Below are 16,927 nucleotides of genomic sequence, written 5' to 3' on the forward strand. Positions count from 1 at the left end.
ACCCGGCCGGGCATTCCCCATTTCCCGCACGGAGGTACGCGGGCGGCCGCCCACCCGGTTCACCACCGGTGGACGGCCGCCCGCGGCCTCAGCGCAGCAGCCCCGCGTCCATCCCGGCCGACTCGGCCGGCAGCGCGACCAGCCCCAGCTCGGCCGGCGAGGCCAGCCGCGGGTGCGCGGGCAGCACCCGGACGGTGTAGCCGAACGGGCCGGTCCGGCAGAGCTCCAGCGAGCCCTCGTAGCGGATCCGGCCGTCCAGATCGGGCCCGCCGACCGGCTTGAGGGCGAGCAGGCAGGCGTCCGAGATCCGGTCCCGCTCGTCCACCCGGCCGGAGACCGCCTGCACCTCCACGTCGCCCGGCCGCAGCGTCCCGAGCGCGACCTGCACCCGCAGCTCCAGCGAACTGCCCAGCTCCTGCGCCTCGGTCGGGCAGTCCGCCTCGACGTGCTCGACCCGGACGGCCGGCCAGGCCTCCCGGACCGTCGCCTTCCAGAGCGCCAGCTCGCGCGCGCCGTGGCCGTGCTGCCCGGCCAGCTCCCGCTGGGCCTGCGCCGCCGGGGCGTACAGCCGCTCGACGTACTCCCGGACCATCCGCCCGGCCAGCACCTTGGGCCCGAGGGTGACCAGGGTGTGCCGGACCATGGCGATCCACTGCTGCGGCAGCCCGTCCGCGTCCCGGTCGTAGAACCGGGCGGCGACCTGGTTCTCGATCAGGTCGTAGAGCGCGGCCGCCTCGATGTCGTCGCGCCGCTCGGCCTCGCCGCTGTTCGGGTCGAGCGCCCCGCCGCTCTCGTCGGCCGTGGGGATCGCCCAGCCGTTGCGGCCGTCGAACCACTCGTCCCACCAGCCGTCCAGGACGGACAGGTTGAGGCAGCCGTTGAGCGCCGCCTTCATCCCGGAGGTGCCGCAGGCCTCCAGCGGGCGCAGCGGGTTGTTCAGCCAGACGTCGCAGCCCGGGTAGAGGCGCTGGGCCATCGCCATGTCGTAGTCCGGCAGGAAGACGATCCGGTGCCGCACCGCCGGGTCGTCGGCGAACGCGACCATCTGCTGGATCAGCCGCTTGCCGCCGTCGTCGGCCGGGTGGGCCTTGCCGGCGACCACGATCTGCACCGGCCTGGTGGGGTGCAGCAGCAGCGCGCGCAGCCGCTCCTGGTCGCGCAGCATCAGGGTGAGCCGCTTGTACGAGGGCACCCGGCGGGCGAAGCCGATGGTGAGCACGTCGGGGTCGAGCACCGAGGAGACCCAGCCGAGCTCGGCCTCGCCGGCCCCGCGCCGGCGCCAGGAGGCGTGCAGCCGGCGGCGGGCCTCCTCCACCAGCTGGGCCCGCAGGGCGCGCCGCAGTTGCCAGACCTCGGTGTTGCCGATCCGCTCCAGACCCGTCCAGCGCTTGCTCTCGCCGGTGGTCATCGCCTCCTCGGCGCGCTCGGCGCCGATCTCGGCGGCGCCGAGCCGGACCACCGCCGGGTCGATCCAGGTGGCGGCGTGCACGCCGTTGGTGACCGAGGTGATCGGCACCTCAGCCGGGTCGAAGCCGGGCCACAGGCCGTTGAACATCGAGCGGCTGACCTCGCCGTGCAGGGTGGAGACCCCGTTGGCGCGCTGGGCCAGCCGCAGGCCCATGGCGGCCATGTTGAAGAGCTTCGGGTCCCCGTCCTGCCAGCTCTCGGCGCCGAGCGCGAGCACCTGCTCGACCGGCACGCCGGGCAGCGCGGCGTCGCCGCCGAAGTGGCGGGCGACCAGCTCGCGGTCGAAGCGGTCGATGCCGGCCGGGACGGGCGTGTGGGTGGTGAAGAGGGTGCCGGCCCGGACGGCCTCCAGGGCGGCGGCGAAGTCGAGGCCGGTCCGGTCATCGGCGACCAGTTCGCGGATGCGCTCCACGCCGAGGAAGCCGGCGTGGCCCTCGTTGGTGTGGAAGACGTCGGGGGCGGGGTGCCCGGTGAGCCGGCAGTAGGCGCGCACCGCCCGGACGCCGCCGATGCCGAGCAGCATCTCCTGGAGCAGCCGGTGCTCGCTGCCGCCGCCGTACAGCCGGTCGGTGACGTCCCGCTCGGCGGGCGAGTTGGCCTCGATGTCGGAGTCGAGCAGCAGCAGCGGGACCCGCCCGACCTGGGCCTTCCAGATGTGGGCGGCCAGGGTGCGGCCGCCGGGCAGGGCCAGGTCGACCCGGCCGGGGGTGCCGTCGGCCTCCCGCAGCAGGCTGACCGCGAGTTCGTCCGGGTCGAGCAGCGGATAGCGCTCCTGCTGCCAGCCGTCCCGGCTCAGGGACTGGCGGAAGTAGCCGTGCCGGTAGAACAGTCCGACGCCGACGACCGGCACGCCGAGGTCGCTGGCGGCCTTGAGGTGGTCGCCGGCCAGGATGCCGAGCCCGCCGGAGTACTGGGGCAGCGCGGCGGCGATGCCGTACTCGGGCGAGAAGTAGGCGATCGCGGCGGGCAGCGGGGCGGCGTCGGACTGCTGCCGGGTCTGGTACCAGCGGGGGCCGGTCAGGTACTCGCGCAGGTCGTCGGCGAGGTCGCCGAGTCTGCGCAGGAAGCGCCGGTCGGCGGCGAGCGCGGCCAGCCGGGCGGCCGGGACCTCCCCGAGCAGCCGCACCGGGTCCTCGCCGGTCGCGGCCCAGACCTCCGGGTCCACGGACCGGAAGAGGTCCCTGGTCTCGGGGTGCCAGGACCAGCGCAGGTTGAGGGCCAGCTCGTGCAGCGGCTGGAGTTGTTCGGGCAGGACGGTGCGGACGGTGAATCTGCGGATTGCCTTCACGGCGTGAAGCGTAGCCGTGGCGGTCGGCCGGACAGTGCGTCAAGTGGACTATTGGGCATCCGTTCGGGCTATTGATGAGATCGCATTCGGCGCATTGGACTGCACGGGGGGCGCGCGAGGCGCACATTTCGGGGGCCCGCGCTACCAATACGTGAACTCTTCGGTACGGCTTCATTTCCGATGGCGCATCCACCCGGGAGAAGGCCCGAAACTACTGTCGTACCGCTGCAAAAACCTTGTCGCCGGTGCGAGGATGACCGAAGGTCGTTGATGCAGTGGGGAGTACGACGACGGGTGGCGTCCCCCGCGAAGCAGCACGTCCGAATCCTTTTCGTGTTGTCCGTTCCCGTCCTTCTTAGCCCATTCGGCGCTCACCGCGCACGGACGCGTGTCCTCCCTACCGGCCCGCTCGTTCACGGGTGGACCGGGTCGGCCGGGGCGCGCCCGGCGGAGGCGTGCGCCGGGACGCACACGGGCTCCGGGGCGTCCCACCGCCGGCTCGGCGGGCGCCGGGCAGGTTGCCGGGAACAGCGGCGCGGGCAGGCTTCCGGTCGCACGTCCTCCCCACCCAGCAGTCCTCCGGTACTCCCCCGGCCCGTACCCAGGCCCGCGGGGAGCTGCCGCCGATCTCGGGCAGGAGCTTGGCATGCACGGCGACACGCGGGACCAGTCCACACCGGTGGCCGAAGGCCTCGACGCAGCGGTCGCGGAATCCGCCGGACGGATGGATTCTGACACTCGGACAGATCCGGCGATGCCGGCGCCGAGGGCCTCCGGGGCGGTCCGTGCCGGATCCTCCGAATCCGAAGCCCCCTCGACGGCCCGGCACCCCGCGGCCGAGGAGGACCGGGCGGCGACACCCCGCAGGCGCACCACCACCACGCGCCGCACCACCGCCGCCACCCCGAAGACCGCAGCTCCGAAGGCCGCCACCGCGGAGGCCGCCGGGTCCGCCTCCGCGAAGGCCCCGGCCGCCGGGGCAGCCGCCCGGAAGGCCCCCGCTCGCAAGCCCTCCGCCCGCAAGACGACAGAGAGCGACACCGTGATCGGCCGCATCCCCGTCCTGGACGTCAGTCCCCTCGTCGACGCCGGCCGCCGCCCGGCCAAGGCCGTCGTCGGCGAGACCTTCCTGGTCACCGCGACCGTCTTCCGCGAGGGCCACGACGCCGTCAACGCCAACGTGGTGCTGCGCGACCCGCGCGGCCGCAGCGGCCCGTGGACGCCGATGCGCGAACTGGCCGAGGGCACCGACCGCTGGGGCGCGCACGTCACCCCGACCGCGCCCGGCCGCTGGTCGTACCTGGTGGAGGCGTGGAGCGACCCGGTCGCCACCTGGCGCCGGACCGCCTCGGTGAAGCTGCCCGCCGGGATCGACACCGCGCTGGTCCTGGAGGAGGGCGCCCGGCTGCTGGAGCAGGCCGCGGCCGGGGTGCCCAAGAAGGAGGGCCGCGCCGACGTGCTGGCCGCCGCCGACGCGCTGCGCGACCAGACCCTGCCGCCGCTGTCCCGGCTGGCCGCCGCGCTCGCCCCCGAGGTGCTCGACGCGCTGGTCCGCCACCCGCTGCGCGAGCTGCTCAGCGCCTCCCGCCCGATGCCGCTCCAGGTCGACCGCGAGCGCGCGCTGTTCGGCTCCTGGTACGAGCTCTTCCCCCGGTCGGAGGGCGCCGTGGTGGACCCGGCCGGCGTCGAACCGCCGCGCCCGGGCAACCTGCGCAGCGCCGCCGAACGCCTGCCGGCCGTCGCCGCGATGGGCTTCGACGTGGTCTACCTGCCGCCGGTCCACCCGATCGGCCGAGCCTTCCGCAAGGGCCCGGACAACACCCTGACGGCCGGCCCGCACGACGTCGGCTCGCCCTGGGCGATCGGCTCCCCCGAGGGCGGCCACGACGCCGTCCACCCGGACCTCGGCACCATCGAGGACTTCGACCACTTCGTCGCCGAGGCCAAGGCGCTGCACCTGGAGGTGGCGCTGGACTTCGCCCTCCAGTGCTCCCCCGACCACCCCTGGGTGAACAAGCATCCGGAATGGTTCAGCCACCGCACGGACGGCACCATCGCGTACGCCGAGAATCCGCCGAAGAAGTACCAGGACATCTATCCGGTCAACTTCGACCAGGACATGGACGGAATCGTCAAGGAAACCATCCGGATCCTCCGGTTCTGGATGTCGCACGGCGTCCGGATCTTCCGGGTCGACAACCCGCACACCAAACCGGTGGTGTTCTGGGAGAAGGTGCTCGCCGACGTCGCCCGGACCGACCCCGACGTGGTGTTCCTGGCGGAGGCCTTCACCCGCCCCGCGATGATGCACACCCTGGCGAAGATCGGTTTCCACCAGTCGTACACGTACTTCACCTGGCGCACCACCAAACCGGAACTCACCGACTACCTCACCGAACTCAGCGGTGACGCCGCCGCCTACATGCGGCCCAACTTCTTCGCCAACACGCCGGACATCCTGCACGAGTACCTCCAGCACGGCGGCCGGGCCGCCTTCGCGGTCCGCGCGGTGCTCGCCGCCACCCTCTCCCCCAGCTACGGCGTCTACGCCGGCTTCGAGCTGTACGAGAACGAGCCGGCCCACCCGGGCTCCGAGGAGTACCTCCACTCGGAGAAGTACGAACTGCGCCCGCGCGACTGGAGCCGCACCGACACCCTGGCCCCGCTGCTGACCGTGCTGAACCGGCTGCGCCGCCGCCACCCCGCCCTCCAGCAGCTGCGCGACCTGCGCTTCCACCCCACCGACAACGACCAGGTGCTCGCCTACTCCAAGACCGCGACCACCCCCGAGGGGCTCACCGACCAGGTCGTCACCGTGGTGAACCTCGACCCGCACCACGTCCAGGAGGCCACCGTCACGCTCGACGGCGACGGCCCGTACGCGGTGCACGACGAGCTCACCGGCGCCGTCTACACCTGGGGCCGGCACAACTACGTCCGGCTCGATCCCTCAGCCGAGCCGGCTCACCTCCTCACGGTTCGGAGGAACCCAGCGTGACAGTGAACGAGCCCGTCCCCGACACCTTCCCCGAGACCTCGAAGAAGAAGCTCGACCCGCAGTGGTTCAAGCGTGCGGTCTTCTACGAGGTGCTGGTGCGGTCCTTCCAGGACAGCAACGGCGACGGTGTCGGGGACCTCAAGGGGCTCACGGCCAAGCTCGACTACCTCCAGTGGCTCGGGATCGACTGCCTCTGGCTCCCCCCGTTCTTCGCCTCGCCGCTGCGCGACGGCGGGTACGACGTCTCCGACTACACCTCGGTGCTGCCGGAGTTCGGCGACCTCGCCGACTTCATGGAGTTCGTCGACGCCGCCCACGCCCGCGGCATGCGCATCGTGATCGACTTCGTCATGAACCACACCAGCGACCAGCACCCGTGGTTCCAGGCCTCCCGCTCCGACCCGGACGGGCCCTACGGCGACTTCTACATGTGGGCCGACGACGACAAGCAGTACCCGGACGCCCGGATCATCTTCGTCGACACCGAGACCTCCAACTGGACCTACGACCCGGTCCGCAAGCAGTACTTCTGGCACCGCTTCTTCTCGCACCAGCCGGACCTCAACTACGACAACCCCCGGGTCCAGGACGAGATGATCGCCGGGCTGCGGTTCTGGCTCGACCTCGGCATCGACGGCTTCCGGCTGGACGCGGTGCCGTACCTGTTCGCCCGCGAGGGCACCAACTGCGAGAACCTCCCGGAGACCCACGAGTTCCTCCAGCGGGTCCGCAAGGAGATCGACGCCAACTACCCGGACACCGTGCTGCTCGCCGAGGCCAACCAGTGGCCGGAGGACGTCGTCGACTACTTCGGCGACTTCGCCTCCGGCGGCGACGAGTGCCACATGGCGTTCCACTTCCCGGTGATGCCCCGGATCTTCATGGCGGTGCGCCGGGAGTCCCGCTACCCGGTGTCCGAGATCCTCGCCAAGACCCCGCAGATCCCCGGCGGCTGCCAGTGGGGCATCTTCCTGCGCAACCACGACGAGCTGACCCTGGAGATGGTCACCGACGAGGAGCGCGACTACATGTACGCGGAGTACGCCAAGGACCCGCGGATGCGCGCCAACGTGGGCATCCGCCGCCGGCTCGCCCCGCTGCTGGAGAACGACCGCAACCAGATCGAGCTGTTCACCGCGCTGCTGCTCTCCCTGCCCGGCTCGCCGGTCCTCTACTACGGGGACGAGATCGGCATGGGCGACAACATCTGGCTCGGCGACCGGGACGGCGTGCGCACCCCGATGCAGTGGACCCCGGACCGCAACGCGGGTTTCTCCTCCGCCGACCCGGGCAGGCTCAGTCTGCCGCCCATCATGGACCCGGTGTACGGCTATCAGGTGACCAACGTCGAGGCGCAGCAGAGCAGTTCGAGCTCCCTGCTGCACTGGACGCGTCGCATGATCGAGATCCGCAAGCTCAATCCGGCGTTCGGCCTCGGCAGCTACGCCGAACTGCCCTCCAGCAACCCCGCCGTGCTGGCCTTCGTGCGCGAGTACGAGGGGGACCTGGTCATGTGCGTGAACAACTTCTCGCGGTTCGCGCAGCCGACCGAGCTGGACCTGCGGCAGTACGGCGGGCGGTACCCGGTCGAGCTGATCGGCGGGGTGCGCTTCCCGTCGATCGGCGAGTGGCCCTACCTGCTCACCCTGGCCGGGCACGGCTTCTACTGGTTCCAGCTCCGGCAGCCCCCGCGCCTGAGCGGGACCAGGCGATCGAAGTAACGATCCGCCGCACGTGGCACAGCAGCCGTGAACAGCACCACCAGACCCTCCGGGGGCGCGAGTTGAACCCCCGCGCCCCCGGAGTTCTCTGCACCACCGCGTACGGAGAACAGCCCAACGGCCACCCACACGAAGGCGTGACACCCGAGCCGTGCTCGCGTGCCGCGACCGCCGCGCCGCCGCAATCCGGAAGACTGACGGACCCGGCCACGACCCGTCGGGCAGTCCGCGTGCTTCCGGGGAAAGGGAGCCATGTCCGAAACCTCCCGTTCTCAAGCCCACCTCCAGGACGACGCCCCCACCGGTCCCGCCACCCCCGCGGGCACCCGGGGCGCCGGGGCCCGGAGAACCGCCCTGGGCGTCAGCGAACTCGTCCAGGCGGCCCTGCCACTGATCGCCTCATGGCTGCCCACCCAGCGCTGGTACGCCGGCAAGGGAAGGCCCATCACCGGCCTCACCCCGGTCGTCGGCACCCCGCTGCAGGTCGGCGACCCGGCCCTGCTGCACCTCCTGCTGCGGGTCGAGCACGCCACCACGGCCGGCGCCCCGCACGGCGACATCTACCAGCTGCTGCTCGGCATCCGCTCCGGCGGGCTCGGGGACATCGGGCCCGGCGCCGTGCTCGGCCGGCTCAGCCAGGGCCCGTACGACGGCGCGACCCTCTACGACGCGGTGCACGACCCCGAACTCACCGGACGGCTGCTCGAACACCTGGCCACCGGGGACCGCTTCGGCGCGCTCTCCTTCCGCCGCACCCCCGGCTCCGGACTGCCCGCCAACCTCCCCGGCCGCGCCTCCACCGCCGAGCAGTCCAACAGCTCGGTCATCTACGGCACCTCGTACATCCTCAAGCTGTTCCGCCGCATCCACCCCGGCACCAACCCCGACCTCGAACTGTCGCTCGCGCTCTCCCGGGCCGGCTCCACCCGCATCCCCCGGGTCGCCGCCTGGTTCGAGAGCCGGATGGAACGCGCCGAACCCGCCACCCTCGGACTCCTGCAGCGCTACCTGCCGGACGCCGAGGACGGCTGGGAACTCGCCCTCGACCAGGTCGGCCGGCTCAAGGGGGACCGCTCCCCCGGCAACTTCGCCATCGAGGCGCACCGGCTCGGCCGGGCCACCGCCGAGGTGCACCGGGTCCTCGCCCGCTCGATGCCCGTCGCCCGGCTCGACCGCGCCCAGACCGGACGGCTGGCCGGCGCCATGGCCGACCGGCTGGACAGCGCCGTCGCCGCCGTCCCCGGACTGCTGCGCTTCCGGGCCGCCCTGCGCACCGCCTTCCAGCAGCTCGCCGACGCCCACCCGGACGGCCTGCCGGTCCAGCGCATCCACGGCGACCTCCACCTCGGACAGGCCATGCGCACCCCGCACGGCTGGGTGCTGCTGGACTTCGAGGGCGAGCCCGCCAAGTCGGTCAACGAGCGCCGCGAACCGCAGCCCGCCCTGCGCGACGTCGCCGCGATGCTGCGCTCCTTCGACTACGCGGCCGCCCACCTGCTGGCCGGCGGCCCCGTCGACCCGGAACTGGCCCACCTGGCCGCCGCCTGGGCCCAGCGCAACCGCACCGCCTACGGCGCCGGCTACACCGCCGGCGGCGGCGCCGACCCGGCCGCCTCGCCGGAGCTGATGCGGGCGCTGGAGATCGACAAGGCGGTCTACGAGGTGGTGTACGAGGCCCGGCACCGGCCGAGCTGGCTGCCGATCCCGCTGGCCGCGATCAACCGGCTCGCCCTGTCCGTCTGACCGGCCCTTCCCGTACCCACGCCTTTTCCGCACCGCCCGATTCCCGCACCACGCGTTTCCGCACCACCCGTTTCCCGTCCCACCCGTTTCCTGTCCCGACCGTTTCCTGTCCCGCCCGCAGGAGTTCGCCCACCCCGCCGCAGGAGGACCCCGCCGTGACGCCGATCGACCCGACCGGCCGCCCCACCCGCCCCGTACCGGCCACCTTCCTGGCCGGACCGCTCCCCGCCGAAGGCCACACCGGCCACGAGCACGGGGCGCACCGGGCGGCCGAGGAGGAGGGGGGCGCCGGCACCGGCTCGGAGCCCCCGGACGCCCTCCCGTCCCCGGCCGACCCACTCGCGGCCCCGCAGCCCCGGGGGGCCGAGCGCCCGGCCCCCACCGGGGCGCTGCGGCTGCCCGAGGCGCCGCTGCCGCCGGCCGAGGTCGACCGGCTGGTGGGCGGGCAGCACCACGACCCGCACGCGCTGCTCGGCGCGCACCCGGTGCACGGCGGCACGGCGATCCGGGTGCTGCGCCCGTTCGCCGAGCGGGTGGTCGTCGAGACCGCCCACGGCCCGGCCGAACTCACCCACCAGCAGAGCGGGTTGTTCACCGGCCTGGTGGCCGGCGGCGAACCGCCGGAGTACACCCTGCTGGTGACGTACCCCGACGGCGAGCCGCTGCGCCAGCACGACGGCTACCGCACCCCGCCCACCCTCGGCGAACTCGACCTGCACCTGATCTCCGAGGGCCGGCACGAGCAGCTGTGGCGGGCGCTCGGCTCGCACGTGCGCACCGTCGACGGGGTGGCCGGCACCGCCTTCGCGGTCTGGGCGCCGAACGCCGTCGGGGTGCGGCTGATCGGCGGCTTCAACCACTGGAACGGCACCGGGCACCCGATGCGCTCGCTCGGCTCGTCCGGGATCTGGGAGCTGTTCGTCCCCGGCCTGGCCGAGGGCGCCACCTACAAGTACGAGGTGCACACCCGGCAGGGCTGGGTGCTGGACAAGGCCGACCCGCTGGCCCGGGCCGCCCAGTGCCCGCCCGGCACCGCCTCGGTGGTCACCTCCTCCGACTACGCCTGGCAGGACGGCGAGTGGATGGCCCGCCGGGCCCGCGCCGCGCACCACCGGGCCCCGATGTCGGTGTACGAGCTGCACCTGCCCTCCTGGCGGCCGGACCTCACCACCTACCGCGCCATCGCCGAGGAACTGCCGCGCTACCTCCAGGAGTTGAACTTCACCCACGTGGAGCTCATGCCGGTGATGGAGCACCCCTTCGGCGGCTCCTGGGGCTACCAGGTGTCCGGCTACTACGCCCCCACCGCCCGGCTCGGCGGCCCCGACGACTTCCGGTACCTGGTGGACACCCTGCACCGGCACGGCATCGGCGTGATCGTCGACTGGGTGCCCGCGCACTTCCCCAAGGACGACTTCGCGCTCGCCCGCTTCGACGGCGAGCCGCTGTACGAGCCCGCCGACCCGCTGCGCGCCGAGCACCCCGACTGGGGGACGCTGGAGTTCGACTACGGCCGCAAGGAGGTGCGCAACTTCCTCGTCGCCAACGCGGTGTACTGGTGCGAGGAGTTCCACGTCGACGGCCTGCGGGTGGACGCCGTCGCCTCGATGCTCTACCTCGACTACTCCCGCGAGGGCGGCGACTGGACCCCCAACCGGTTCGGCGGCCGGGAGAACCTCGACGCCGCCTCCTTCCTCCAGGAGATGAACGCCACCGTCTACCGGCGCTGCCCGGGCGCGGTGACGATCGCCGAGGAGTCCACCGCCTGGGACGGGGTCACCCGCCCCACCGACGCCGGCGGCCTCGGCTTCGGGCTGAAGTGGAACATGGGCTGGATGCACGACTCGCTGGTCTACATGTCCAAGGAGCCGGTGCACCGCAAGTACCACCACAACGAGATCACCTTCTCGATGGTGTACGCCTACTCCGAGAACTACGTCCTGCCGATCTCGCACGACGAGGTGGTGCACGGCAAGCGGGCGCTGGTCTCCAAGATGCCCGGGGACTGGTGGCAGCAGCGCGCCAACCACCGCGCCTACCTCGGCTTCATGTGGTCCCACCCGGGCAAGCAGCTGCTGTTCATGGGGCAGGAGTTCGCCCAGGGCGCGGAGTGGGACCACGAGCAGGGCCCGCAGTGGTGGGTGCTCGACGAGCGGTGGCCGGCCCACGAGGAGCACCTCGGGGTGCGCCGGCTGGTCCGCGACCTCAACCGGCGCTACCTCGACACCCCGGCGCTGTGGGAGCTGGACACCGTCCCCGAGGGCTTCCGCTGGCTCGACGGCGGCGCCGCCGAGGACAACCTGCTCTCCTTCGTCCGGTACGCGGCCGACGGCTCGCCGCTGGTCGCGGTCTGCAACTTCTCGCCGGTCGTCCGGCACGGCCACCGGGTCGGCCTGCCCCGGCTGGCGGGCCGCGACCAGCTGTGGGAGGAGGCGCTGAACACCGACGCCGAGGAGTACGGCGGCAGCGGCGTCGGCAACTCCCACCCGGTCAAGGCCGAGCCGGTGGAGTGGGACGGCCAGCCCCGGTCCGCCGAACTGGTCCTCCCCCCGCTCTCCACCGTCTGGCTCCGCCCCGCGCGCTGAGCGCCGGGCGCCTCCGGTGCCCCGGACGCCCCGGGTGCCCGCCCCGTCGGCGGGCGCCCTGGGCGGGACCTCCGCCCCTTGCCCGAACCCCGTCGCTCTGCTCGCGGACACCCGTTCGGGGTGCGAAGGTATGGTCGATATGACCACTTTCCGAGACGACGGGACGGAGACAACCACGTGGCGCGCAGCGTGTACGTGACCGGCATCGACCGGGGGGACGGCCGCCAGGCGGTCGAACTCGGGGTCATGGAACTGCTCACCCGCCAGGTGGACCGGGTCGGGGTGTTCCGCCCGCTGGTGCACGCCGCCCCCGGGCAGCCGGGCTCCGACCACGTGGTCGAGCTGCTGCGCGGCCGCTACCGGCTCGACCTGCCCAGCAGCGAGCTGTACGGCCTCGGCTACGAGGAGGCCGCCGCCCTCCAGGCCGCCCACGGACAGGACGAACTGGTCTCCGCCCTGGTCGACCGCTTCCACGCGCTGGAGCGGCGCTGCCAGGCCGTCCTGGTGCTCGGCACCGACTTCGCCGACACCAGCATCCCGGACGAACTCGCCTTCAACGCCCGCCTGGCCAACGAGTTCGGCGCCGCCGTGCTGCCGGTGGTCGGCGGGCACGGCGAGGACCCCGAGACGGTGGTCGCCGAGCTGCTGGGCGCCCACCGCGCCTACACCGACCTCGGCTGCCAGACCCTGGCGATGATCGCCAACCGGGTCGCCCCCGGCGCCAAGCAGCGCATCCAGCGCACCCTCACCGAGAAGCTGCCCGTCCCCGCCTACGTCATCCCGGAGGAGCCGGCCCTGGCCGCGCCCACCGTCGCCCAGCTGGTCGAGGCGACCGGCGCCGAGGTGCTGCTCGGGGACGCCGCCGGCCTCGCCCGGGACGTGCGCGGCTACGTCTTCGGCGGCGCCATGCTGCCCACCTTCCTGGACGCGCTGACCGAGGGCGCCCTGGTGGTCACCCCCGGGGACCGCGCCGACCTGGTGATCGGCTCGCTGGCCGCGCACGCCGCCGGCGCCCCGCCGATCGCCGGCGTGCTGCTGACGCTCGGCCAGCACCCCGGCCCCAACGTGATGGCGCTGGCCGCCCGGCTCGCCCCCGGCACCCCGGTCGCGGTCGTCCCCGAGGGCAGCTGGCCCACCGCCGCCCACCTGACCCACCTGGAGGGCAAGCTCACCTCGGCCAGCCCCCGGAAGGCCGAGATCGCCCTCGGCCTGTTCGAACTGCACGTCGACACCGCCGAGTTGACCAACCTGATCGAGGTCGGCCGGTCCGAGCGGGTCACCCCGATGATGTTCGAGCACGAGCTGCTGGAGCGCGCCCGGGGCACCCGCCGGCACGTCGTCCTGCCGGAGGGCACCGAGGAGCGGGTGCTGCGCGCCGCCGAGATCCTGCTGCGCCGCAACATCTGCGACCTCACCCTGCTCGGCGAGGCGGACGCCGTCCGCCGCAAGGCGTCGAGCCTGAGCATCGACCTCCCCGCCGAGGACCCCACCGCCGACCGCGCCCAGGTGCGGATCGTCGACCCGGCCACCAGCCCGCTGCGCCGCCAGTTCGCCGAGCTGTACGCGAAGCTGCGCGCCCACAAGGGGATGACCGTCGAACTGGCCCTGGACGTGGTCACCGACGTCTCGTACTTCGGCACCCTGATGGTCCAGGAGGGCATCGCGGACGGCATGGTCTCCGGCGCGGCGCACTCCACCGCCGCCACCATCCGGCCCGCCTTCGAGGTGATCAAGACCTCGCCGGGCGCCTCGATCGTCTCCTCGGTCTTCTTCATGTGCCTGGCCGACCGGGTACTGGTGTACGGCGACTGCGCGGTCAACCCCGACCCGGACGCCCAGCAGCTGGCCGACATCGCCATCCAGTCGGCCGCCACCGCCGCCCAGTTCGGGGTGGAGCCGCGGGTCGCGATGCTCTCGTACTCGACCGGCACCTCCGGCTCCGGCGCGGACGTCGACAAGGTCCGCAAGGCCACCGAACTGGTCCGCGAGCTGCGGCCGGACATCCTGGTCGAGGGCCCGATCCAGTACGACGCGGCGGTGGACGCCCGGGTCGCGGCCACCAAGCTGCCGGGCTCCCCGGTGGCCGGGCGGGCCACCGTGCTGATCTTCCCGGACCTCAACACCGGCAACAACACCTACAAGGCGGTCCAGCGCTCGGCCGGGGCCGTCGCCGTCGGCCCGGTGCTCCAGGGGCTGCGCAAGCCCGTCAACGACCTCTCCCGCGGGGCGCTGGTGCAGGACATCGTCAACACCGTCGCGATCACCGCCATCCAGTCCCAGGACCACGCCTCCCAGGACCGCACCTCCCAGGACCTCGCGTCGGACAGCAAGGAGCTCCCCGCATGAGCAAGGGCACCCGCGTCCTCGTCCTGAACGCCGGCTCCTCGTCGGTGAAGTACCAGCTGATCGACATGCTGGACGGGGCCAGGCTGGCCGCCGGGCTGGTCGAGCGGATCGGCGAGGCCGGCGGGCGGCTGGTGCACACCCCGCGCACCGGCGGGCCGCGCGAGACCGTCCAGGCCTTCCCGGACCACGCCGCCGCGCTCAAGGCCGTCGCCGAGGAGCTGTCCGCCGACGGCGTCGGGCTGGACTCCCCCGAGCTGGCCGCGATCGGCCACCGGGTGGTGCACGGCGGCCTGCGGTTCACCGAGCCGACCGTGATCACCGACGACGTGCTCAAGGAGATCCGCCGGCTGATCCCGGTCGCCCCGCTGCACAACCCGGCCAACATCACCGGCATCGAGGTCGCCCGGGCCCTGCGCCCCGACCTCCCCCAGGTGGCCGTCTTCGACACCGCCTTCCACGCCTCGATGCCCGAGTACTCGGCCCGGTACGCGATCGACAAGGACGTCGCCGACCGGCACCGGGTGCGCCGCTACGGCTTCCACGGCACCTCGCACCAGTACGTCTCGCGGGCCACCGCCCGGCTGCTCGGCAAGGACCCGGCCGAGGTCAACGTGATCGTGCTGCACCTGGGCAACGGCGCCTCCGCCTCGGCGGTCGCGGGCGGCCGCTGCGTGGACACCTCGATGGGCCTGACCCCGCTGGAGGGCCTGGTCATGGGCACCCGATCGGGCGACATCGACGCCGGCGTGGTGTTCCACCTGCACCGGGTCGGCGGGCTGTCCGTGGACGAGATCGACGACCTGCTCAACCGCCGCAGCGGCCTGCGCGGGCTGTGCGGCGAGAACGACATGCGCGAGATCATGCGCCGGGCCGACGAGGGGGACGCGGACGCGAAGCTCGCGTTCGACTCGTACGTCCACCGGCTGCGCAAGTACATCGGCGGCTACTACGCGGTGCTCGGCCGGGTGGACGCGATCGCGTTCACCGCCGGGGTCGGGGAGAACGCGGCGCCGGTGCGCGCGGCGGCCACCGCGGGACTGGAGGAACTGGGCATCGCCGTCGACCCGGAACTGAACTCGGTGCGGTCCGGCGAGGCCCGGATCGTCTCGCCCGAGTACGCCCGGGTGGCGGTCGCCGTGGTGCCCACCGACGAGGAGCTGGAGATCGCCCGACAGACCTTCGCGCTGGTGCACCGGGAACGCCGGGAGTCCGAGGACTGACACGGATCCGTCTCACTCCTCGGAAGCTTTCGTCGGCGATTCCTCCCGGTGCGTGCCGAATGCACCTATAACACGAACGGATAGACTGATCCATATGCGCCGAGCGAAAATTGTCTGCACCCTGGGTCCGGCGACGGACTCCTACGAACAGCTGAAGGCCATCGTCGAGGCGGGCATGAACGTCGCCCGACTGAACATGAGCCACGGCAACCACGCGGACCACGAGGAGCGGTACCGCAAGGTCCGCCAGGTCTCGGAGGACACCGGCAAGGCCATCGGCGTCCTGGCCGACCTCCAGGGTCCGAAGATCCGTCTGGCGACCTTCGCCAACGGCCCGGTGACCGTCGACAACGGCGACGAGTTCACCATCACCACCGAGGACGTCCCCGGTGACCAGCACATCTGCGGCACCACCTACAAGGGCCTGCCCGGCGACGTGAAGGCCGGCGACCCGATCCTGATCAACGACGGCGTCATCGCCCTGGAGGTCGTCAGCGTCGACGGCCCGCGGGTGAAGACCGTGGTGATCGAGGGCGGCGTGCTCTCGAACAACAAGGGCATCAACCTGCCCGGCGCGGCCGTGAACGTGCCCGCCCTGTCCGAGAAGGACAAGGACGACCTGCGCTTCGCGCTGCGCCTGGGCGTCGACATGATCGCCCTGTCCTTCGTCCGCAACGCGGACGACATCAAGGACGTCCACGAGGTCATGGACGAGGTCGGCATCCGCGTGCCGGTCATCGCCAAGATCGAGAAGCCGCAGGCCGTCGAGGCCATGGAGGAGATCGTCCTCGCCTTCGACGCCATCATGGTCGCCCGCGGCGACCTGGCCGTGGAGTACCCGCTGGAGCGGGTGCCGCTGGTCCAGAAGCAGCTGATCACCCTGGCCCGCCGCAACGCCAAGCCGGTCATCGTCGCCACCCAGATGATGGAGTCGATGATCCACGCCTCGCGCCCGACCCGCGCCGAGGTCTCCGACGTCGCCAACGCCATCCTGGACGGCGCCGACGCGGTCATGCTGTCCGCCGAGTCGAGCGTCGGCAAGTACCCCGTCGAGACCGTCCGCACCATGGCCCGGATCTGCGAGACGGCCGAGGGCGAGCTGCTCGCCCAGGGCCTCCAGCCGCTCAACCCGGGCCGCAAGCCGCGCACCCAGGGCGGCTCCGTCGCCCGCGCCGCGTGTGAGCTGGGCGACTTCCTGGACGGCAAGGCGCTGGTCGCCTTCACCAAGTCCGGCGACACCGCCCGCCGGCTGTCCCGCTACCGCTCGCCGATCCCGGTGATCGCCTTCACCCCGGACAGCGCCACCCGCAACCAGCTCTCGCTGAGCTGGGGCGTCGAGGCGTACGTCACGGAGCAGGTGGCCACCACCGACGCGATGGTCGCGCAGGTCGACCGGGAGCTGCTGAAGCTCGGCCGGCTCGGCGAGGGCGACACCGTCATCGTCACCGCCGGTGTCCCGGTCGGCGTCCCCGGCACCACCAACATGGTGCAGGTGCACCACCTGGGCACCCGGGGCGAGTGAGCACCCGTCAGGCCTGAACGCCCGTGGGGCGGTCCTC

At 72.7% G+C, this 16,927-nt stretch carries 8 protein-coding genes; 7 read left to right on the top strand and 1 reads right to left on the bottom strand.

Going from position 1 to position 16,927, the window contains the following annotated elements; genetic code table 11:
* Positions 1-88: 88 nt before the first annotated feature.
* Positions 89-2,755: an alpha-glucan family phosphorylase gene (gene glgP, locus ACFRQN_RS13755; RefSeq protein WP_380740403.1), complete on the bottom strand. Its 2,667-nt coding sequence runs from the start codon at positions 2,753-2,755 to the stop codon at positions 89-91.
* 1,042 nt (positions 2,756-3,797) lie between these two features.
* Between glgP and ACFRQN_RS13760 the strand changes: the two genes are divergently transcribed.
* The 7 genes from ACFRQN_RS13760 to pyk all read left to right on the top strand — a co-directional run bounded on the left by ACFRQN_RS13760 (position 3,798) and on the right by pyk (position 16,890).
* Complete coding sequence (locus ACFRQN_RS13760) at positions 3,798-5,753, top strand: alpha-1,4-glucan--maltose-1-phosphate maltosyltransferase (protein ID WP_380740421.1); 1,956 nt, start codon at positions 3,798-3,800, stop codon at positions 5,751-5,753.
* Positions 5,750-7,474 (top strand): maltose alpha-D-glucosyltransferase, encoded by a 1,725-nt coding sequence (gene treS / locus ACFRQN_RS13765; RefSeq protein WP_074001467.1) that lies wholly within the window; start codon positions 5,750-5,752, stop codon positions 7,472-7,474. The genes ACFRQN_RS13760 and treS overlap by 4 nt, the downstream gene beginning before the upstream one ends.
* A 252-nt stretch (positions 7,475-7,726) precedes the next feature.
* On the top strand, positions 7,727-9,217 hold the full coding sequence (locus ACFRQN_RS13770; protein WP_380740405.1) for a phosphotransferase: 1,491 nt from the start codon (positions 7,727-7,729) through the stop codon (positions 9,215-9,217).
* 155 nt (positions 9,218-9,372) lie between these two features.
* Positions 9,373-11,802 carry a 1,4-alpha-glucan branching protein GlgB gene (gene glgB, locus ACFRQN_RS13775; protein ID WP_380740408.1) on the top strand — a complete coding sequence of 810 codons (2,430 nt, stop codon included), beginning with the start codon at positions 9,373-9,375 and terminating at the stop codon, positions 11,800-11,802.
* Between the two features lie 177 nt (positions 11,803-11,979).
* Positions 11,980-14,148, top strand: coding sequence for a phosphate acetyltransferase (gene pta, locus ACFRQN_RS13780; protein WP_380740411.1), 2,169 nt, complete (start codon positions 11,980-11,982; stop codon positions 14,146-14,148).
* Entirely contained in the window at positions 14,145-15,368 is a 1,224-nt protein-coding gene (locus tag ACFRQN_RS13785; protein ID WP_074001464.1) for an acetate kinase, read from the top strand. The genes pta and ACFRQN_RS13785 overlap by 4 nt, the downstream gene beginning before the upstream one ends.
* A gap of 94 nt (positions 15,369-15,462) precedes the next feature.
* Positions 15,463-16,890 (top strand): pyruvate kinase, encoded by a 1,428-nt coding sequence (gene pyk, locus ACFRQN_RS13790; RefSeq protein WP_049656903.1) that lies wholly within the window; start codon positions 15,463-15,465, stop codon positions 16,888-16,890.
* Positions 16,891-16,927 lie beyond the last annotated feature (37 nt).

It is taken from the genome of Kitasatospora sp. NPDC056800 (assembly GCF_042789775.1).
GTDB lineage: Bacteria > Actinomycetota > Actinomycetes > Streptomycetales > Streptomycetaceae > Kitasatospora.